13 protein-coding genes and 2 pseudogenes are annotated in these 19,307 nt (G+C 35.9%); 13 read left to right on the forward strand and 2 right to left on the reverse strand.

All coding sequences use genetic code 11. The annotated features are described in order from the left end of the window. Positions 1-3: 3 nt before the first annotated feature. Positions 4-3,210 (reverse strand): SusC/RagA family TonB-linked outer membrane protein, encoded by a 3,207-nt coding sequence (locus AC3QLY_RS15190; protein ID WP_074420120.1) that lies wholly within the window; start codon positions 3,208-3,210, stop codon positions 4-6. Between the two features lie 125 nt (positions 3,211-3,335). Further along, positions 3,336-5,522: a glycoside hydrolase family 3 C-terminal domain-containing protein gene (locus AC3QLY_RS15195; protein ID WP_218331780.1), complete on the reverse strand. Its 2,187-nt coding sequence runs from the start codon at positions 5,520-5,522 to the stop codon at positions 3,336-3,338. A gap of 173 nt (positions 5,523-5,695) precedes the next feature. Between AC3QLY_RS15195 and AC3QLY_RS15200 the strand changes: the two genes are divergently transcribed. From AC3QLY_RS15200 to AC3QLY_RS15260, 13 genes and pseudogenes are all read left to right on the forward strand, one after another. Next, positions 5,696-6,718 (forward strand): LacI family DNA-binding transcriptional regulator, encoded by a 1,023-nt coding sequence (locus AC3QLY_RS15200; RefSeq protein WP_074419017.1) that lies wholly within the window; start codon positions 5,696-5,698, stop codon positions 6,716-6,718. A 51-nt stretch (positions 6,719-6,769) separates the two neighbouring features. After that, positions 6,770-7,822 carry a LacI family DNA-binding transcriptional regulator gene (locus AC3QLY_RS15205; protein WP_074419018.1) on the forward strand — a complete coding sequence of 351 codons (1,053 nt, stop codon included), beginning with the start codon at positions 6,770-6,772 and terminating at the stop codon, positions 7,820-7,822. 33 nt (positions 7,823-7,855) lie between these two features. Further along, positions 7,856-8,608, forward strand: coding sequence for an SDR family NAD(P)-dependent oxidoreductase (locus AC3QLY_RS15210; protein WP_218331782.1), 753 nt, complete (start codon positions 7,856-7,858; stop codon positions 8,606-8,608). Positions 8,609-8,627: 19 nt separating this feature from the next. Beyond that, positions 8,628-11,210 carry a glycosyl hydrolase 115 family protein gene (locus tag AC3QLY_RS15215; protein WP_218331784.1) on the forward strand — a complete coding sequence of 861 codons (2,583 nt, stop codon included), beginning with the start codon at positions 8,628-8,630 and terminating at the stop codon, positions 11,208-11,210. A gap of 1 nt (position 11,211) precedes the next feature. Further along, on the forward strand, positions 11,212-13,158 hold the full coding sequence (locus AC3QLY_RS15220; RefSeq protein ID WP_492989994.1) for a sialate O-acetylesterase: 1,947 nt from the start codon (positions 11,212-11,214) through the stop codon (positions 13,156-13,158). An 8-nt stretch (positions 13,159-13,166) separates the two neighbouring features. Further along, entirely contained in the window at positions 13,167-13,961 is a 795-nt protein-coding gene (locus AC3QLY_RS15225; RefSeq protein WP_492989996.1) for a polysaccharide deacetylase family protein, read from the forward strand. Positions 13,962-13,997: 36 nt separating this feature from the next. Next, on the forward strand, positions 13,998-15,074 hold the full coding sequence (locus AC3QLY_RS15230) for an endo-1,4-beta-xylanase (protein ID WP_074419022.1): 1,077 nt from the start codon (positions 13,998-14,000) through the stop codon (positions 15,072-15,074). An 11-nt stretch (positions 15,075-15,085) separates the two neighbouring features. After that, positions 15,086-15,361, forward strand: a complete 276-nt coding sequence (locus AC3QLY_RS15235; protein ID WP_218331790.1) for a family 43 glycosylhydrolase — start codon at positions 15,086-15,088, stop codon at positions 15,359-15,361. A 62-nt stretch (positions 15,362-15,423) separates the two neighbouring features. After that, positions 15,424-15,965: pseudogene (locus tag AC3QLY_RS15240) on the forward strand (family 43 glycosylhydrolase). Further along, a complete protein-coding gene (locus tag AC3QLY_RS15245) occupies positions 15,910-16,119 on the forward strand; it encodes a hypothetical protein (RefSeq protein WP_218330632.1) in 210 nt (69 codons plus the stop codon). The pseudogene AC3QLY_RS15240 and the gene AC3QLY_RS15245 overlap by 56 nt, the downstream one beginning before the upstream one ends. An 11-nt stretch (positions 16,120-16,130) precedes the next feature. Next, positions 16,131-16,760: pseudogene (locus AC3QLY_RS15250) on the forward strand (beta-xylosidase family glycoside hydrolase). Between the two features lie 62 nt (positions 16,761-16,822). Then, positions 16,823-18,472 (forward strand): acyl-CoA carboxylase subunit beta, encoded by a 1,650-nt coding sequence (locus tag AC3QLY_RS15255; RefSeq protein ID WP_074420399.1) that lies wholly within the window; start codon positions 16,823-16,825, stop codon positions 18,470-18,472. Positions 18,473-18,488: 16 nt separating this feature from the next. Further along, entirely contained in the window at positions 18,489-19,280 is a 792-nt protein-coding gene (locus tag AC3QLY_RS15260) for a PhzF family phenazine biosynthesis protein (RefSeq protein ID WP_074419024.1), read from the forward strand. Positions 19,281-19,307 lie beyond the last annotated feature (27 nt).

The raw sequence follows: 19,307 nt of genomic DNA on the forward strand, positions 1-19,307 counted from the left end.
ATATTAAAAGCTAATATTGGCACCTACAATAAAATTTCTGGGAAGTGGTGTACTGGCATTAATGGTAACCATGCCATTATTACCACTTCTTAAATTTCCCGGATTTCCCACACCTGCATTACCTACATTGGTACCAATCGGGTCAATACCGGTTTGGTTTTTATAGGGAGAGAAAAGAAAACCAACATTATCTACTGTGAAATACAAGCGAATTGACTGTGCATTAACTCTTTTCAGCATGCGATCTCTAAAGCTATATCCCAGATTGATGCTTCTAATTTGAACAAAAGAAGCATTGTAATAACCGAGTGTTGTCCACGCAGTACTAATTGGACTGATGGATGTTGATGGCTCGGGAAACCAGTTGGTTGGGCTGGTTGGTGTCCAGTAATCTACTTTAATACCATTTCTTTTACCATCCATTACCGTTAAATAAGAAGCAACAGGCTGATGAATCTGACTCACCAATAACCCGCCAAATCGTGCGTACGCTACAATCGACAAATCGAAATTTTTATAGGCAAACCGATTGGTCATACCGCCTTGTAATTTCGCATCACCATTACCAATCACATATCTGTCATTATTCGCATCAATTTTACCATCCGGTTTTCCGCCCGGACCGCTATGGTCTTCTAACTTAATTTGACCGGGAACAGAACCATATTGCGCAGCTTGTGCAGCTTCATTTTTCTGCCAGATTCCCAACTTTTTATAATCATAAATTGCTGTCATGGAATAACCAACAAATAACTGATTGGCAATATCCTGTGCTATTCCACTACTTAAGCTAAGCAGCTTGTTCTGATTGAAGAACAAATTCAAATCAGTTGTCCAGCTAAACCCATGCCTGTTTTGAATATTGATGGTAGAGACGGTAAATTCCATACCCTGATTTTGCATAGATCCTACATTGGTTGTATAATTTCCTGAAACACCTGAAGTTGGAGGCAACACCACACTGTACAAAATTTTATCGGTATGCTGATGATAATATTCTATTGAACCGGTAATTCTGTTTTTCAAAATTCCGAAATCAATACCTACATTAACAGTTTTGGTATATTCCCAGTCTAAGTTTGGGTTTGGTAATGCAGAAACATTGTAACCTGTTACAACAGTTGGGCCATAATTATAGCGAATTACATTTCCCGGACTTGCCAAACCATTATTATTAGAAACCAGTCCTAATGATGAATATGGATTAATGGACTGATTAGAGGTTTGCCCAAAGCCTGCCCTTAATTTTAAATTAGAAAAGTTATTGGATAAAAATTTGCTGTTTCTAAAAAATTGTTCATTATTCAAATTCCAACCTGCAGAAACCGCAGGATACTGATGCCATTTATGCCCGTTGGCTAATCTTGAAGAACCATCTATCCTACCGGTGAGCGTTAGCATATACCGATTATCATAATTATAATTTAAACGCCCCATGTAAGATATCAGTGCCCATGACTGCTCACCTCCGCCTACTGCAGGTGCAGGTGTAGGATTTGACAGGCCTAAAGCATAGAATTGAGAAAAATTATCGGTAATTGAATCTTTGCTTACAGAAGTATTATGTGTGTGGTACTCCTGAATACTATACAGACCTGTAAAATTTAAACGATGTTTTTTGATTGATTTATCATAGGTTAATATATTTTCAACAGTATAACCCCAGGCTTCGGCATTGTTTACATAAGCAGTATTCCCTTTTTGAGGTCGGAAATAACTGGGATTGATGCCAGTGGGATCATCTGATGCCTGAAACTGATCATCTTCTTCCTGTGTATAATTTAAACCAATATTGGCACGGTATTTTAAACCGGGCATGATCTGATATTCAGCATACAAACTATTAAAAGTTCTTAATCTTCTTACTCTGTCAACCCAGCTATTGTTATTGTGATTAAGCAACAAGGGGCTGTATTGAATTTGTCTGTCATCATTATTGCCATTAGGTGCAGTAATTATTTTTCCGGTGCTATCATAAGCCGGCATTAAAGGGCTTAAAGCTAATATAGGGAACATGGGATTCACAAATTGAGAACCGTTGGTAACACCCACACTGTTCATGGTATTTAAACCAATTTTTATTTTATTACCTACTTTTGAGTCGATGGTTGCTCTAACAGAATAACGGGTAAAATCCTGTCCGGGTAATAATGCAGTTTCGTTATAATAACCACCACCGAGCGAGAATGTACTACCGTTAGCCGTTCCGCCTGATACAGTAATATTTTGATCCGTTTTATGAGAATTTTGATACATCAGATTCTGCCAGTCAGTAGATTTACCCGAAGCCATATATGCCAGTTCTTCCGGCTCATAACCCTGATTCCATGGAGAGATGTTGCGCATAGCCTGATATTCGGCGGCATTAAATACCGGATATTTATTAGATACGGTTCCAATACCATAATAGCCACTGTAGGAAACTCTGGTAGCGCCTGCTTTTCCACGTTTGGTAGTAACCAACAATACTCCGTTTGCACCCCTTGATCCATAAATGGCCGTAGCCGAAGCATCTTTCAATATTTCTACCGAAGCAACATCATCGGGATTAATATCATTTAAACTACCATCATAAGGAATACCATCTAATACCAATAACGGATCATTCGAACCACTGATTGACCTTGTACCACGGATACGGATTTGCGCACCTGAACCTGGCTTGGTTCCTACTGTCTGTATTTCTAAACCCGCTGCTTTACCTTGTAAGGCTTGTTGCATATTGGCAACCGGTACATCCCTTAAAGTCTGTTCATTTACAGAAGATACAGATCCGGTAACATCACGCTTACGTTGTGTTCCATAACCAACTACTACCACCTGATCTAAATCATTATTGGCAGATTGCAATTGAATAGAAATATCAGATGTATTTTTATTGATATCAATAAACTTGTTTTGATAACCAACATAACTTATTACTAAAGTTGACTTTTCAGGAACAGAAAGTGAAAATGCACCCCGTTCATTTGTAGTAGTGCCAACTTTTAATCCCTGAACAGTAACAGAGGCACCTACAACCGGTTCATTCTTTTCATTTACTACAACCCCTTTCACAATTTTTCTTGACTCATTATTTTGAGCATAAAGTAGCTGAGTGGAAACAATCAATAAAAAAGTTGAGAATATGGCTAATGAAAATGAGAAATGAAACTGCCGTATTAACCTGCCTGGCAGTTGCTTCATTTTTTGAGCAATCATTTTTTTCATAATTATTTGTTTTGATATTTATTTATTTCTCTTTACTGAGTGGTTCAGTTTAATTATTTTTTTAAATTATTAGCTCGAATTGAAATTATATGGCATAATTAAATTAGTTAATAAGTAAATAAAATTTAATTTGATATTATAGAAAGAGATGCTGGTTTAGAAGCACCTAGTTCAATGCTTCGTTTATCCGGCAAGGAGCCTCCTGCATAAATATCAATGGTTCCTTTCGGTAAATATGATTCACCTTTCTCATTTACCAATTCCAACATATCCGGGCTTATGATAAATGAAACTTTTTGAGATGCACCAGCACGAAGATTAATTTTTTTGAATGCTTTTAGAGCATAAACCGGCGCATCCGCAGGTGCATCTTTATGTTGAACATATAATTGCACCACTTCAGAACCATCATATTTGCCGGTATTTTGAACTGTAACAGTAAATTGAATACTGTCTTTTGCTTGAATATTTGATTTACTAACAACCGGCTTGTTATATGAAAAATGAGTGTAACTCAATCCAAAACCAAATGGATACATGGGTGTTGACTTCATAAAGCGATATGTACGGCCCTGCATACTGTAATCATCATAAGGCGGTAATTGATCATAAGACATAGGAAATGTAACAGGTAATTTTCCTGATGGTGAAGATTTTCCAAAAATAATATCAGCTACTGCATTACCTCCTTCTTCACCCGGATACCAGGCCAATAAAACCGCATCTGCCAATTGATGCACTTCTGACAAATTCATTGGACTACCACCTGTAATAATAACAATGATTGGTTTCTTATTCCCCTCTCTTAACTTTTTTAGAAAATCAATTTGATTTTGTGGAATATTATAATTTAAACGATCTCCATAGGTTGAAGAAGCAATTGATTCGCCTTCTTCGCCTTCCAATAATCCTGAAATACCTAATACAGCAATGGTTACATCAGAATTTTTAGCATCACCGGTAGTCCAATCAATTGGATTCGCAGATGGCCTGTCTAATAAACATCCCATTTTATATTGCAACTGACTACCCGTTGCAATATGATTAGCAAAACCTTCTAAAAACGTAACCAACCGGTTATTTACGCCATAATAGTTTCCTAATAACACATCAACGTTCGATGCGTTTGGACCTGTAATAAAATATCTCGGTAAATTATTTTTTAGAGGAAGTACACCATCATTTTTTAGTAATACAACAGACTGTAAGGCAACTTCTTTGGCTAATGAACGATGAGCAGAGCTATTAATAACTGACTCCGATATCTTGTTATACGGATTGGCATTTGCGTCATCAAACATGCCCAGTTTAAAACGAGTAGCTAACAGTTCTGCTAGTGCGCTATCAATTGTTGATTCATTGATTAAATGTTGGTGTACCGCATCAATCAAGGCAGGATATTCAACACCGCAATCCAAACTCACACCTTTTTCAACAGAAAGGGCAACCGCCTCTGCTGCAGTTTTTACATACTTATGGCCTTCATAAATATCACTAATTGCACCACAATCAGAAACAACATGCCCTTTAAAATTCCATTCCTTTCTTAATATATCATCCAACAAAAAAGTATTTGTGCAACAGGGCTCACCATTCGTACTATTGTATGCACACATAACAGCCTCAACATGTGCATCTTTTACCAAAGCTTTAAAAGCAGGCAAATAGGTTTCTCTTAAATCTTTTATAGAAGCAACCGCATTAAAGGAGTGACGCAATCGCTCCGGCCCACTATGTACCGCAAAATGTTTTGCACAGGCAGCTACTTTTAAATAATTGGGATTATTGCCTTGCAGTCCTTTTACAAAAGCAACGCCAATCTTTGCAGTTAACATTGGATCTTCTCCATAAGTTTCCTGCCCTCTTCCCCAACGTGGATCCCTGAAAATATTGATATTAGGTGTCCAAAAAGTTAAACCAGCATATTGTTCATAAATACCACGTTTTACAGATGCAGTATACATAGCCCTTGCTTCATCGGAAATGGCTGTAGCCTCTGCAAAAGCAAGGCTATCATTAAAAGTAGCAGCTAAACCAATTGCTTGCGGAAATACCGTTGCAACACTAGACCTGGCAACGCCGTGCAATGATTCATTCCACCAATTATAAGAAGGTATGTTTAACCGTGGAATAGCAGGGCTGTTATTCATCATCTGACTTACCTTTTCTTCAAGCGTTAAGCGACTGATAAGATCATTTACCCTGACAGGTATAGGAAGAGCTGGATTTAAATAAGATGCAGATTGGGCTATAGCAAAATGAATTTGCAGCAACAAAAAGAAGTAGGTTAATTGATAACTAAACCTTTTCATAAAGCAAGCATTTTAGGTAACAGCAAACCTTTTAACAGGTCATAATTTTATAAAAGCATTCGTTTGACAAAACGAATATAGAAAAGAATTTTAAAAAATGCAACCGATTGCAAAAAAATTTTAAAAAAAATTAGAATTACTTTGTACCGCTTACTAATTATACATTATTGAACATGGCCCCTGAAAAAGAAGTTACTATATACGATATAGCACGGTATTTAAACTTATCGGCGGCAACTATAAGCCGCGGATTAAAAGACCATCCTGCCATCAACAAAAAAACAAAGAAAAAAATTATAGAAGCCGCAAAAACATTAGGGTACCGCAGTAATATGTTTGCCAGTAATTTGCGGACACGACAAACCAAAACTATCGGTGTAATTATACCCCGTTTGAACAGCTACTTTATGTCAACGGTAATTGCAGGCATTGAAAGTATTGCCAATGAAGAAGGCTATAACCTTATCATCAGTCAGTCGCTGGAAAGTACCGAAAAAGAAGCTGCAAACGCCATTACCATGTTCAACAGCCGCGTAGACGGGGTGCTGGTTTCATTAGCATCAGATACAAATAACGTAGACCACTTCAACGCTTTTCTACAGAAAAAAATTCCAATCATTTACTTTGATAGGACAATGGCTACATCTGACTGCATGGGCATTTCGATCGATAATTTTAAAGCAGCATTTGAAATAACTACGCATTTGATTGAGCAGGGTTGCAAACGCATTATGCATTTGGGAGGAAATATTACCCGCAACGTATATGCCGACCGTTTAGCCGGCTATAAAGCAGCTTTAAAAAAAGCAGGCCTACCTGTTCACGAAAATCTGATACAATTCAGCAATTTAAGCGATGAAGCAGGTACAGAAGCAGGAAAATACATTTGTTCGCTTACTCAAAAACCAGACGCAGTATTTGCCGCAAACGATACCTGTGCCACTTATTGTATGTTGTATTTAAAACAACATGGCTATAAAATTCCTACCGACATTTTGTTTGCCGGATTTAACAACGACCCCATCAGCAAAGTAGTAGAACCCAATTTAACTACTATTAATTACCCGGGCTATGCTATGGGGCAAATTGCGGCCACTAACCTCATCAATCACCTTAAAGGCATAGCCGATATCAGCACAACAAATATTGTTATTCTAAGATCCGAACTCATTATAAGAGCATCTTCAAAAAAATAAAAATTTGTCAATTGGTTCAAAATACAGAATTTTACGCAACCGATTGCAATTATGACCCCAAAAAAAGATGTTACCATATATGATATTGCCAGGCAGTTGAACATTTCTACATCAACTGTAAGCAGAGCTTTACAAGACCATCCGGCTGTAAACAAGCTTACCAAAAAAAAAGTATTCAAAACTGCCAGAGAAATTGGCTATCAATACAACACTTTTGCAGGCAGTCTTCGTAAAAAATCAACCAGTACCATCGGGGTAATTGTGCATGAATTAAACAGTAATTTTATTACTTCCGTTTTAGCAGGAATTGAAAAGGTAACTTCAGAAGCCGGTTATGATATTATTATTGCACACTCATCAGAAAGCTATACAAAAGAAGCCGCTAATGCCGTTAACTTATTTCATAAACGCGTAGATGGATTAATTGCATCATTAGCATTCGACACAAAAAATCTCGATCATTACCAACCTTTTCATAAAAAAGGCATTCCGATAGTGTTTTTCGATCGGGTTGAACCAACCGATAATAGCACTGTTGTAGTAATTGATAATTTTAAATGTGGATATCAGGCAACCAAACATTTAATTGATCAGGGCTGCAAACGCATAGCACACATAACTGCAAGCTTAAACAGAAATGTGTATGCACAACGATATCAGGGTTACAAAAAAGCCCTATCTGAACATAATTTACCTTTTGAAAAAAAACAAGTTATTATTAATGACCTGAGCGAGGAAGCTGCCCGTAATGCAGCATATCAATTATTACAATGTACACAAATTCCGGATGGTGTTTTCATTACAAATGATTTTACTGCAGCTGTCTTTATTCAAACATTAAAAGAAAATGGTATTGTAGTTCCAGACGATATTGCCATAGTAGGTTTTAACAATGATGCCATTAGTAAGTTGATTGAGCCAAAAATTACTACATTTAATTATCCGGGTATTGAAATGGGTGAAATAGCCGCCAGGCAACTGGTTGCTCATTTAAAAGGCGAACAAAACCTGCAGCTCACCAATACAATTATTATCCGTTCTGATTTAATTATACGGGAATCTTCTCTTAAAAAACATACCCCACTTAGTATTGCCGGAACCTAAATAAAGAACACACTAAAAAATAATTTAATTAGCATGACTAATAACAAACCTTTAAAAACAGCTATCGTTACCGGTGGTGGCTCCGGAATAGGATTAGCAATTACTGAATTGTTCATTCAAAATGGCATACGAACCATTATTATTGGCAGAGATGTAAAAAAATTGCAAGCAACTAAAGAAAAACTAGGCGAATTATGTATTCCCATAGCATTTAATCTGACAGAGTTTGAAAAAATTTCGGAATTAACAGATTCACTAATAATGGAATATGGCCCCATTCATACGTTGGTAAATAATGCAGGAATTAATTTAAAAAAAGATTTTATATTAGTTACGCACCAAGAATTTGAAAATATACTATCAACAAACGTAACAGCGGTATTTGCACTCTCTAAAGCGGTGGTTAAACATATGCGGTCTGAAAAAAATGGCAATATTATCAACATTAGTTCAATGGCTTCGCAATATGGCATTCCAAAAGTAATTGCTTATACCGCATCTAAAGCTGCTATTGAAGGCATGACAAAAGCAATGGCAGTAGAGCTTTCGCCAATGGGTATACGTGTAAATTGTATAGCACCCGGATTTATAGCTACTGAAATGAGCGCCAAAGCACTAAATGACGATAAAGAAAGAATGCAAAAGGTACTTTCAAGAACACCTCTTGGCGTTTTAGGAAGGCCTGAAGATATTGCTGCGGCAGCTTTATTCCTATCATCAGATGCTGCAAAATTTATTACCGGAACCATTTTGCCTGTTGATGGCGGCAATTCAATTGGCTTTTAACCTCAAAAAGAATGATGCTATGATAAAAAAAACAATAGCAATTGTTTTATTCATCGGATGTGTGCATGCAATGTTCGCTCAATCGTTTATTGTTTTCAACAAACAGGAAAATACCTGGAATATAACTGACCCCAAACAAAACCTGTCAATTTATACCGATGATACAGATGACTGGCTGGTGCAAAAATCAGCAGCTTTGTTGCAATCTGATTTAGAAAAAGTGATTGGCAGAAATATTGCACTTACACATGATTTACAACATGCACAGGAAAATTTAATCATAATTGGAAGCATAAAAGGTTCAACAACTATCAACAGTTTAAAAGAATCTCATCAAATAAATGTAGATGCCATTAATAGCCAATGGGAAGCTTTTCAGTTACAAACAGTTGAAAAACCTTTTAAAAATGTATCGAAAGCATTCATCATTACCGGAAGCGATAAACGTGGAACGGCTTACGGAGTATTTGAATTTTCGAAACAAGCAGGAGTTTCTCCATGGTATTGGTGGGCAGACGTTCCAATTGAACAGCATAAAAATATTTTTATAAAAAATGGAATACACACATTCAAATCTCCAACCGTACAATACCGAGGCATATTTATTAATGATGAAGCGCCTGCATTTTCAGGATGGGCAAAAGAAAAATTTGGCGGCGTTAATCACCATGTGTATGAAAAAATATTTGAATTGCTATTACGTTTAAAGGCAAATTACTTATGGCCTGCTATGTGGGGCAATGCTTTTAATAATGATGATACCCTTAACCCGATTTTAGCAAATAAATACGGCATTGTTATGGGCACATCGCATCACGAACCAATGATGCGGGCACAACAGGAATGGAAACGATATGGGCATGGTGAATGGAATTACCAAACCAATCAGGCTGTATTAGATTCTTTTTGGAAAAAAGGAATCGAGAATATGGATCATCACGAAAGCATTGTTACCATTGGTATGCGTGGTGATGGGGATGAACCGATGACGACCGGTACTGCTACTGCATTATTAGAAAAAATAGTAGCACGTCAAAGAAAAATAATAGAAGAAGTAACACATCTACCTGCAGCAGAAACGCCACAAGTTTGGGCATTGTATAAAGAGGTGCAAGATTATTATGATAAAGGCATGCGTGTACCCGATGATGTTACATTATTATTGTGTGATGACAACTGGGGCAATATTAGAAGATTACCAAAACTTTCTGATACAGGAAGAACCGGAGGTTATGGCATCTATTACCACTTTGATTACGTAGGTGACCCAAGAAATTACAAATGGATTAATACCAATAATATTGCAAGAGTTTGGGAACAAATGCATCTGGCCTATGAATACCATGTTAGAAAAATATGGATTGTAAACGTTGGAGATATAAAACCAATGGAATTACCCATTAGCTTTTTTTTAGATTATGCATGGAATACGCACCAATGGGATGCAGATAAAATATTGCAATATCATGTTCAATGGGCTACACAGCAATTTGGGAAAAAATATGCCAATAAAATTGCAGACATCTTAATTAAAGATGCACAATATAATAGCAGAAGAAAACCGGAGTTATTGTCACCGGAAACTTATAGTCTGATACATTATCATGAGTTCCAAAAAATTGTAGATGAATACACTCAAATTGAAAATGAAGCAACAAAAATTAATCAGTTGTTGCCACAAAAATATCAGAATGCATTTTATCAATTAGTATTATATCCGATAATAGCAAGCGCCAATTTGAATAAGATGTATTTGGCAGCCGCAAAAAACAGATGGTATGCCAATCAAAACAACAGTAAAATAGCACAATTATATGGCGATAGTGTTCATTATTTTTTCAAAAAAGATTCGTTGATGGCCAATTATTACAACCACGAGCTATCCAATGGGAAATGGAATCACATGATGGATCAAACACATATTGGCTATACCTACTGGCAACAACCGCCGGTCAATAAAATGCCGGAAATTTATTTAACACCATTTTCGGATAGTACCCATCATCAATCAGAAAAAAACACAAAGCAAATTCATCCAAAATTTTTTAACAATAGCATTGCTTCAAAAAATAAAAATTATTTCATGGAACAAGATGGATATGTGTCAATAGAAGCAGTACATTTTTCAGAGCAAACCCAAAGTAATGGTATGCACTGGCAAAAAATTCCATATATCGGTAGAACAAACGGTGGTATTACTGCATTTCCAGTAACGGCACAACAACAAAATACAGGCACCAATGCCACTACATTAGTATATTATTTTTATGCAACAGACACTGGTAGTATAAAAATAAATGCATACTTCTCTCCCACATTAAACATCCACCATGATGAAGGACTAAAATATGCAATTGCAATTGATCAGGAAACGCCTCAAATCATATCCATCAATAAAAATGATGATAATCCAAGAGAATGGGGCAAATGGGTGTCAGATAATATCATTATTAAAACAACCGGCCACCATCTTCAACAACCCGGATTACATAAAATAACTTATACATTAATTAACACAGCCGTGGTGCTTCAAAAATTAGTGATTGATCTGGGTGGTTTAAAAGAAAGTTATCTGGGACCACCAGAATCAAAAAAAAATTAAAATGAAATACCTCATTCCCATTTTTTCATACTTCATACTGTGTATGCATCAACCGGCATTAGGGAATGTAACATTACCCAAATTGGTTGGTGACAGTATGATATTGCAAAGAAATGTACCTGCTAAAATATGGGGATGGGCATTGCCGGGTGAAGCAGTTCATATTCAATTTATTTCAAAAGATTTTAACACCATTACCGGAAAGAACGGGCATTGGGAAATTACATTACCGGCTATGCAGGCCGGTGGCCCTTATTCCATGAATATAATAGGTAGCAATCGCATTGTATTGAAAGATATATTCATTGGTGATGTTTGGGTATGTGCCGGACAGTCAAATATGGTACATCAATTGGGCATACATCTTTATACTTACGCCAATGAAATAAAGCAGGACAATTTCCCACAAATCAGGCAATTCATAGTGCCTGCCACTGCCAATTTATTAAAGCCTGATACTAATTTTACTTCAGGCAGATGGAACTCTGCTACCGGACAAAATTTGCTGCAATTTTCAGCAGTTGCCTATTTTTTTGCAAGAAAATTATTTGAAAAATATCATATTCCTATCGGCATTATTAATGCTAGTGTTGGCGGCACTTCTATTGAAGCCTGGATCAGTGAAGCAGGATTAAAACCTTTTTCTGATATTCAAAATTTAATACAAAAAAACAGAAATAACGAATATATACAGAAAAAAATAAATAAAATTTTGGCAACAAATAAAACTTTACAAACCATTTTGGAAGATGATAGAGGAATAACAGAAAGCCCAAAATGGTATGATACCAATTATATTCCTAAAGAATGGCACAACATGAATGTGCCCGGATATTGGAACGATCAAAGTATCCGTAATGTAAATGGTGTGGTATGGTATAGAAAAAACATACACATACCCAATACTTTCACTGGCATTGCTGCTGAATTAGCATTAGGCAGAATAGTAGATGCGGATGAAGTATACATCAATGGCATATTAGTTGGTAAAACTGCTTACCAATATCCACAACGTTACTATCATTTGCCTACAGGTATTTTAAAACCAGGTAATAATACCATTGTAATTAGAATTACGAATACAAATGGAAAAGGTGGTTTTGTGCCGGATAAACCATATTATATTGCCGCTGCAAATGATACTATCGGTTTAAAAGGTGACTGGCAATTTAAAGTTGGCATAGCATTGCCTCGTAATCAAATATTTTCCAATGACTTTTCAATCCAAAATCAACCTGCCGCTTTATACAATGGAATGATTGCATCCATTACAAATTACACTATCAAAGGAATATTGTGGTATCAGGGTGAGAGCAACATCTCAAATGCAGCACTATATATTCGACTATTCTCTGCACTTATTCAAGACTGGCGTAATAAATGGAGGCAGGGGAATTTGCCCTTTATTTATATTCAACTTCCCAATTATGGAGCAGTTCATTATGAACCTACAGAAAGTGATTGGGCTATTTTGCGTGAAGCGCAATTAAAAACATTAGCAGTTCCAAATACAGGAATGGCTGTTACAATTGATTTAGGAGAATGGAATGACATTCATCCTTCCAACAAAAAAGAAGTGGGCATCCGTTCAGCATTAGCTGCCGAAAAAATTGCTTATCAGGAAAACAATATTGTTTATTCCGGCCCAATATATCAATCTTCAAAAATAGAAAGTGATTCCATCATCATCCGCTTTAATCACGTAGGGAATGGTTTAATATCCATTGATGGTGAGTCTTTAAACCAATTCGCAATTGCCGGAGCAGATAAAAAATTTGTTTGGGCAAATGCAAAAATTGAAAACAATACAGTTGTGGTTTGGAATAAAAATATTCAACACCCTGTATATGTTCGATATGCATGGGCAGATAATCCGCGTGACGCCAACCTATATAACGCGAACGGATTACCGGCTGCCCCCTTTAGAACAGATACAGATAATAAATAATGAAAACAATGAATTTATATTATTCATTTATTGCACTTTTATTTCCGTTATCTGCCCTTTTTGCACAAACAGATACTACATGGAATCAAAAAAAATGTGCAGTTGTACTTACTTATGATGATGGTTTAAATATAGATCTTAGTCATGTAATTCCAGCTTTAGATTCAGTGAATTTAAAAGCTACTTTTTATATATCAGATTATTTCAACGGTTTGAATGCTCAGCTTCTGCAATGGAAAAAAGTAGCAGCTGAGGGGCACGAACTTGGCAACCACACCATCTGGCATCCTTGCGATAGCAGATTATCGGGAAGAAATTTTGTACAATCTGATTATGATTTAGCCAACTACACTGTAAGAAGAATGGATAATGAAATTATAGCCATGAATAATTTCTTACAAGCTATAGATGGTGCAACAACCCGAACCTTTGCCTACCCATGTGGTGATACTAAAATACATGATACGGATTATTTAGCACCCTTATATAAAAATTTTATTGCTGCCAGAGGTGTAACACCCATGATGCAAAAAATAAACGAAATTAATATATACAACATAGGCTGCTACATCATGAATGGGCAATCTGGTGCAGCAATGATTGAGTTGGTTAAACAGGCTGAACAAACCCATTCCTTATTGGTATTTTTATTTCATGGGGTTGGTGGCGGGCATAGTTTAAATGTTAGGCTGGATGCGCATCATGTATTATTACAATATTTAAAAGCCCATGAAAATAGCATTTGGGTTGCACCGCTAAAAACAGTTGCTGCTTACATCAAAGAAAAACAAAACAAAAAATAAACAATCATCTACATTTTTATTTATTAAAACTTTACCATGAAAAGAAAACTTTTCCTTCTCACTACTTTTATAGTCCGAATTTTATGGCATGCAGATGCACAAAACAAATTGGGTTTAAAAGACTATTACAAAAACTATTTTCCTATAGGGGTGGCAGTAAGTGCCAAAAACATCATGAGTAGCGATACAACATTTATTTTAACGCAATTCAATAGTGTAACACCGGAAAATGCCATGAAAATGGGGTCCATCCACCCTAAAGAAAATGAATATAATTTTAAAGAAGCAGATGCCATAGTAGATTTTGCACAACGCCACCACTTAAAAGTAAGAGGCCATAATTTGTGTTGGCATGAACAAACACCTGATTGGATATTTACGGATAATGAAGGAAATCTGGTATCAAAAACCGAACTCTTAAAAAGATTAAAAGACCACATTTTTGCCGTAGTAAAAAGGTACAAAGGAAAGGTTTATGCATGGGATGTTGTAAATGAAGCCATTGATGATAACAGTACCCATTTACTACGTAATTCATTATGGTACCAAATATGTGGTATGGATTATATTATAAAAGCATTTGAATATGCACATGAAGCTGATCCCAATGCCATTTTATTTTATAATGATTACAATACAGAACGACCTGAAAAAAGAGCCAGAGTGTTTCAATTATTAAAACAACTCAAAGCCCTGCATGTACCGGTAATGGCAGTGGGTCTGCAAGGACATTGGAGTATCTATGAACCCACGCAAACTGCATTGCAAACAACCATTCAATGTTTTACAGCATTAGGGCTTCAGGTGCAAATTACAGAACTGGATATTTCAATTTACCACTGGGAAAAAAATATCAGAACAAAAACCAATACAGATATCGATACATACACTGCTGCATTAGAGAACAAACAGGCACAACAATATAAAATGGCTTTTAATTTATTTCGGCAAAATAAAAAAAGCATAACCGGTATTACGTTTTGGAATTTGACAGATAAATACACTTGGTTAGACCACTACCCAATTCCCGGAAGAAAGAATTATCCTTTATTATTCAATGCCAACTATCAACCCAAAAAAGCATATTGGGATGTGGTGAACTTCAAACAATAATTTCTGAAAACATGAAAAAACTGCTACTACTTCTTGTAGGATTATATTTATGGGAAACAGGTTTTAACCAAACAACCATAGAATACCAAAATCCAATATTAGCCGAATTTTATCCTGACCCCAGCATTTGTAAAGTAAAAAATGATTATTATCTCACCAATTCTACTTTTGCCTGTTTTCCCAGGTTACCTATTTTTCATAGTATCGATTTATTGCATTGGGAACAAATTGGCTTTGCATTAAACAGACCAGAACAACTAAATTTATTAGATGACGAAGGGGTTTAAGGGGTTTATTTGCTCCTGATATTAGTTATCATAATGGTACATTTTATATTGTTTGTACCCTTATTGATAAACTGGGTAACTTTATTATTACAGCGAAAAATCCGGCTGGTCCCTGGAGCAATCCTGTTGCAATACAGGAAATAAATGGCATTGATCCTTCTCTATTTTTTGACACAACTACAAACAAAACCTATTTATTATACAACAGTGTAGCACCCAATAACAAGCCATTATGTGATGGCCATCGTACAATTAGAATGGTTGAATTTGATATTAAGCATTTAAAAGTAATAGGTGAGGAAAAAATTATTGTAAATGGTGGTACAGATTTATCGAAAAAACCTGTTTGGATTGAATGTCCACATTTGTTTAAAAAAGATGAATATTATTTTTAATTGCATCAGAAGGTGGTACAGCCTATAATCATTCTGAAGTAGTCTTCAGGAGCAAAAAAATTGAGGTATATTATGATTCTTATCATAATAATCCCATCTTAACACAACGTCAATTAAATCCCAACCGACCTTTCCCCATCACAACTACCGGGCATGCTGATTTTACTCAATCAAAAAATGGAGACTGGTTTGCTGTTTTTACCTTATGAAGCCGACTATTATAATACAGGAAGAGAAACTTTTATGGCACCGGAAAAATGGATAAATGGATGGCCTGTTATAACACAAGGTAATGAAGTGATTCAATACCATAATCCCAAAACAAATACTTTACAAGAAAGTGCCACACATATAATTATTTAAGTTTAACATGCATCGATTCTTTTAGGAACCAACAATTAAACTTAAGTTGGCAATTTTTAACAACCCCATTAAAAAAATGGTGGAACTTAAATAAAAGTGGGCTAACCATTCAGCTACAGCCTGTTACCTGCAGTGATTTAACAAATCCCTCATTTTTAGGCTGGCGACAATCACACTTAAAAGAGTATGCCAGTACACCTTTATCTTTTACTACCAAAAATGAAAAAGCCGGTTTACTAATTTTTCAAAATGAACATACTTTTTATTATTTGTGCCAATCTATTGAAAATAATGAACCAATCATTCAATTGTTTCAGGCGGAACATTCTGACACCGCTTCAAAAATAAAATTGGTTGCTTCTAAAAAATGACAATTTCCACTTCAACTTAAAATTGAATCAAATAATTAATTTTATTCATTTTATTATGCAACAAAACAAAACGAATAGTAATTGCTAAAAAGAAATTTAGATGCAAAAGTTTTGAGCACAAAGGTTGCCGGTGGTTTCGTTAGTTGTATGTATGCCTTATACGCCACATCATTGAGAAAACAATCAGATAATCAGGCCTTATTTCATTGGTTCACAATTTGTAATCAGGATACGATATATCCAAAACTAAATTTTAAAATTGAGCAATAAAACTATACTACGTTTCCTTCCCACAACAATTCCCTATTTTTGTCATACTAACAATTGTTCGTATGACAGATATTGAATTTAACAGAAATGAAGATTGGATGAAATTAGCAAATAGCGCAGTTAAAAAGCAAAAAGAAAAAATATGGCTGGGGGGTGGAAAAAAAGCCATAGAAAAACAACATCAAAAAAATAAACTTACGCCCAGAGAACGTATTGATTATTTAATTGATAAGGGCAGGCAATTTTTAGAATTGGGAACATTTGCCGGATGGGATATGTATCATGAGGAGGGTGGCTGTCCTGCCGGTGGCACAGTGGGTGGTATTGGAACAATTAGTGGCCGTCAATGCGTTATCATTGCAAACGATCAAACTGTAAAAGCCGGCGCCTGGTTTCCAATAACCGGGAAAAAGAATTTACGGTTACAGGAAATTGCAATGGAAAATAAATTACCCATTATTTATTTGGTGGATAGTGCCGGCGTTTACCTGCCTTTACAAGATGAAATTTTTCCAGATAAAGATCATTTTGGCCGTATTTTCAGAAACAATGCCAAAATGAGCGCCATGGGTATCACACAAATTGCAGCAGTACTGGGTGCCTGTGTTGCAGGTGGTGCTTATTTGCCTATTATGAGCGATGAAACATTGATGGTTGAAGGGAATGGCTCTATTTTTCTAGCAGGCTCTTACTTGGTAAAAGCAGCTATTGGAGAAGTAATTGACAATGAAACTTTAGGCGGTGCCATTACGCATACCGAAATTAGCGGAATAGCAGATTATCGGTTTAATACTGAACAAGAATGTTTAGACCATATTAAAAGAATGATACAGCAAATGGGTCATTTTCCCATGGCGGGCTTCAATAAAATTACAGCGATACCCCCATTTAAAAATGCAGAAAAAATATACGGTATCATGCCGGTTGAAAATGCCAAGCCTTATGATATGCATGAAATCATTGAAAGAATTGTGGATGCAAATGCTTCGGGCACCGGCAGTTCTTTTGAACCTTTTAAAAACGATTATGGAAAAACAATTATTTGCGGATATGCAAGAATTGAAGGCTGGAGTGTAGGTATTGTTGCCAACCAACGCTTAATTACAAAAAACAAAAAAGGAGAATTACAAATGGGTGGTGTAATTTATAATGATAGCGCCGATAAAGCTGCTCGTTTCATTATGAATTGTAACCAAAAAAAAATACCAATTGTTTTTTTACAAGATGTTACGGGTTTTATGGTTGGCAGCAGAAGTGAACATAGTGGTATCATTAAAGATGGTGCAAAATTAGTGAATGCGGTTGCCAATTCTGTAGTACCAAAAATTACCATTATTATTGGTAATAGCTATGGGGCTGGTAATTATGCCATGTGCGGAAAAGCCTATGATCCACGATTTATTTATGCATGGCCTAGTGCTAAAATTGCCGTAATGGGTGGTGAACAGGCTGCTAAAACCATGCTCCAAATTCAGGTGGCAACCCTAAAAGCACAAGGCAAAACAATTACTGAGGATGATGAAAATAAACTATTGAATGATTTAAAAGAAAAATACAATCAGCAAACTACTCCTTTTTATGCGGCTGCACGGTTATGGGTTGACGAAATTATTGATCCTCTTGCTACAAGGTATTATATTGCAGCAGGAATAGAAGCAGCCAATCACAATGCTGATATTCCCGATTTCAAAACAGGTGTTTTTCAGGTATAATCATAAAAAATATTGAATGAAAGCTTATCCAATTTATCAGGTTGATGCGTTTACAGATGTGTTATTTGGTGGCAATCCTGCTGCAGTTTGCCCTTTACAATCATGGCTTCCAACAACTACTATGCAACAATTGGCCATGGAAAATAATTTATCCGAAACAGCATTCTTTGTGCAAAAAGGTAATTTATTTGAAATCAGATGGTTTACGCCTGAAATAGAAATTGATTTAGCCGGTCATCCTACATTAGCCACTGCATTTGTAATTTTCAATATTTTAAAAACTGCAACCGATACAATTCAATTTGAAAGTAAAAGCGGTACTTTAATTGTAAAAAAACAAGGCGATCGTTTCATAATGAATTTCCCTTCCAGAATGCCAGTAAAAAAAGAACAGGTGCCACCTGGTTTACTAAAGGGATTCAATATAGTACCTTTATCAGTTTGGAAGTCGAGAGATTATTTACTCATTTATCCTGATGAGGCTACTGTTCAAGCATTAGTGCCGGATTTTAACCAACTCAATACTGTTGAAACACTGGGTATAATTGTTTCTGCTCCTGGCAATGCATCTGATTTTGTATCAAGATTTTTTGTACCCAATTCTGTTATTGGGGAGGACCCTGTTACGGGTTCAGCACATGCAACATTGATACCCTACTGGCATCGGGTGCTAGGCAAAAATCAAATGCTTGCCAAACAAATATCTAAGCGTGGTGGTAATTTATGGTGTGAGATGTTAAACGACCGCGTTACCATTGCAGGTAATGCTATTTTATATATGAAAGGTGAATATTATTTATCGGAATAAAATATTTTTTCGTAATGGCTTTATATT

Source organism: Hydrotalea sp. GW822-HT8A01 (assembly GCF_058798575.1).

Coding starts and splice junctions, on each gene's coding strand:
- AC3QLY_RS15200 (WP_074419017.1), top strand. CDS start 5,696: ATGGCCCCTGAAAAAGAAGTTACTATATACGATATAGCACGGTATTTA.
- AC3QLY_RS15225 (WP_492989996.1), top strand. CDS start 13,167: ATGAATTTATATTATTCATTTATTGCACTTTTATTTCCGTTATCTGCC.
- AC3QLY_RS15210 (WP_218331782.1), top strand. CDS start 7,856: ATGACTAATAACAAACCTTTAAAAACAGCTATCGTTACCGGTGGTGGC.
- AC3QLY_RS15195 (WP_218331780.1), bottom strand. CDS start 5,522: ATGAAAAGGTTTAGTTATCAATTAACCTACTTCTTTTTGTTGCTGCAA.
- AC3QLY_RS15245 (WP_218330632.1), top strand. CDS start 15,910: ATGCTGATTTTACTCAATCAAAAAATGGAGACTGGTTTGCTGTTTTTA.
- AC3QLY_RS15235 (WP_218331790.1), top strand. CDS start 15,086: ATGAAAAAACTGCTACTACTTCTTGTAGGATTATATTTATGGGAAACA.
- AC3QLY_RS15215 (WP_218331784.1), top strand. CDS start 8,628: ATGATAAAAAAAACAATAGCAATTGTTTTATTCATCGGATGTGTGCAT.
- AC3QLY_RS15230 (WP_074419022.1), top strand. CDS start 13,998: ATGAAAAGAAAACTTTTCCTTCTCACTACTTTTATAGTCCGAATTTTA.
- AC3QLY_RS15190 (WP_074420120.1), bottom strand. CDS start 3,210: ATGAAAAAAATGATTGCTCAAAAAATGAAGCAACTGCCAGGCAGGTTA.
- AC3QLY_RS15205 (WP_074419018.1), top strand. CDS start 6,770: ATGACCCCAAAAAAAGATGTTACCATATATGATATTGCCAGGCAGTTG.
- AC3QLY_RS15255 (WP_074420399.1), top strand. CDS start 16,823: ATGACAGATATTGAATTTAACAGAAATGAAGATTGGATGAAATTAGCA.
- AC3QLY_RS15220 (WP_492989994.1), top strand. CDS start 11,212: ATGAAATACCTCATTCCCATTTTTTCATACTTCATACTGTGTATGCAT.
- AC3QLY_RS15260 (WP_074419024.1), top strand. CDS start 18,489: ATGAAAGCTTATCCAATTTATCAGGTTGATGCGTTTACAGATGTGTTA.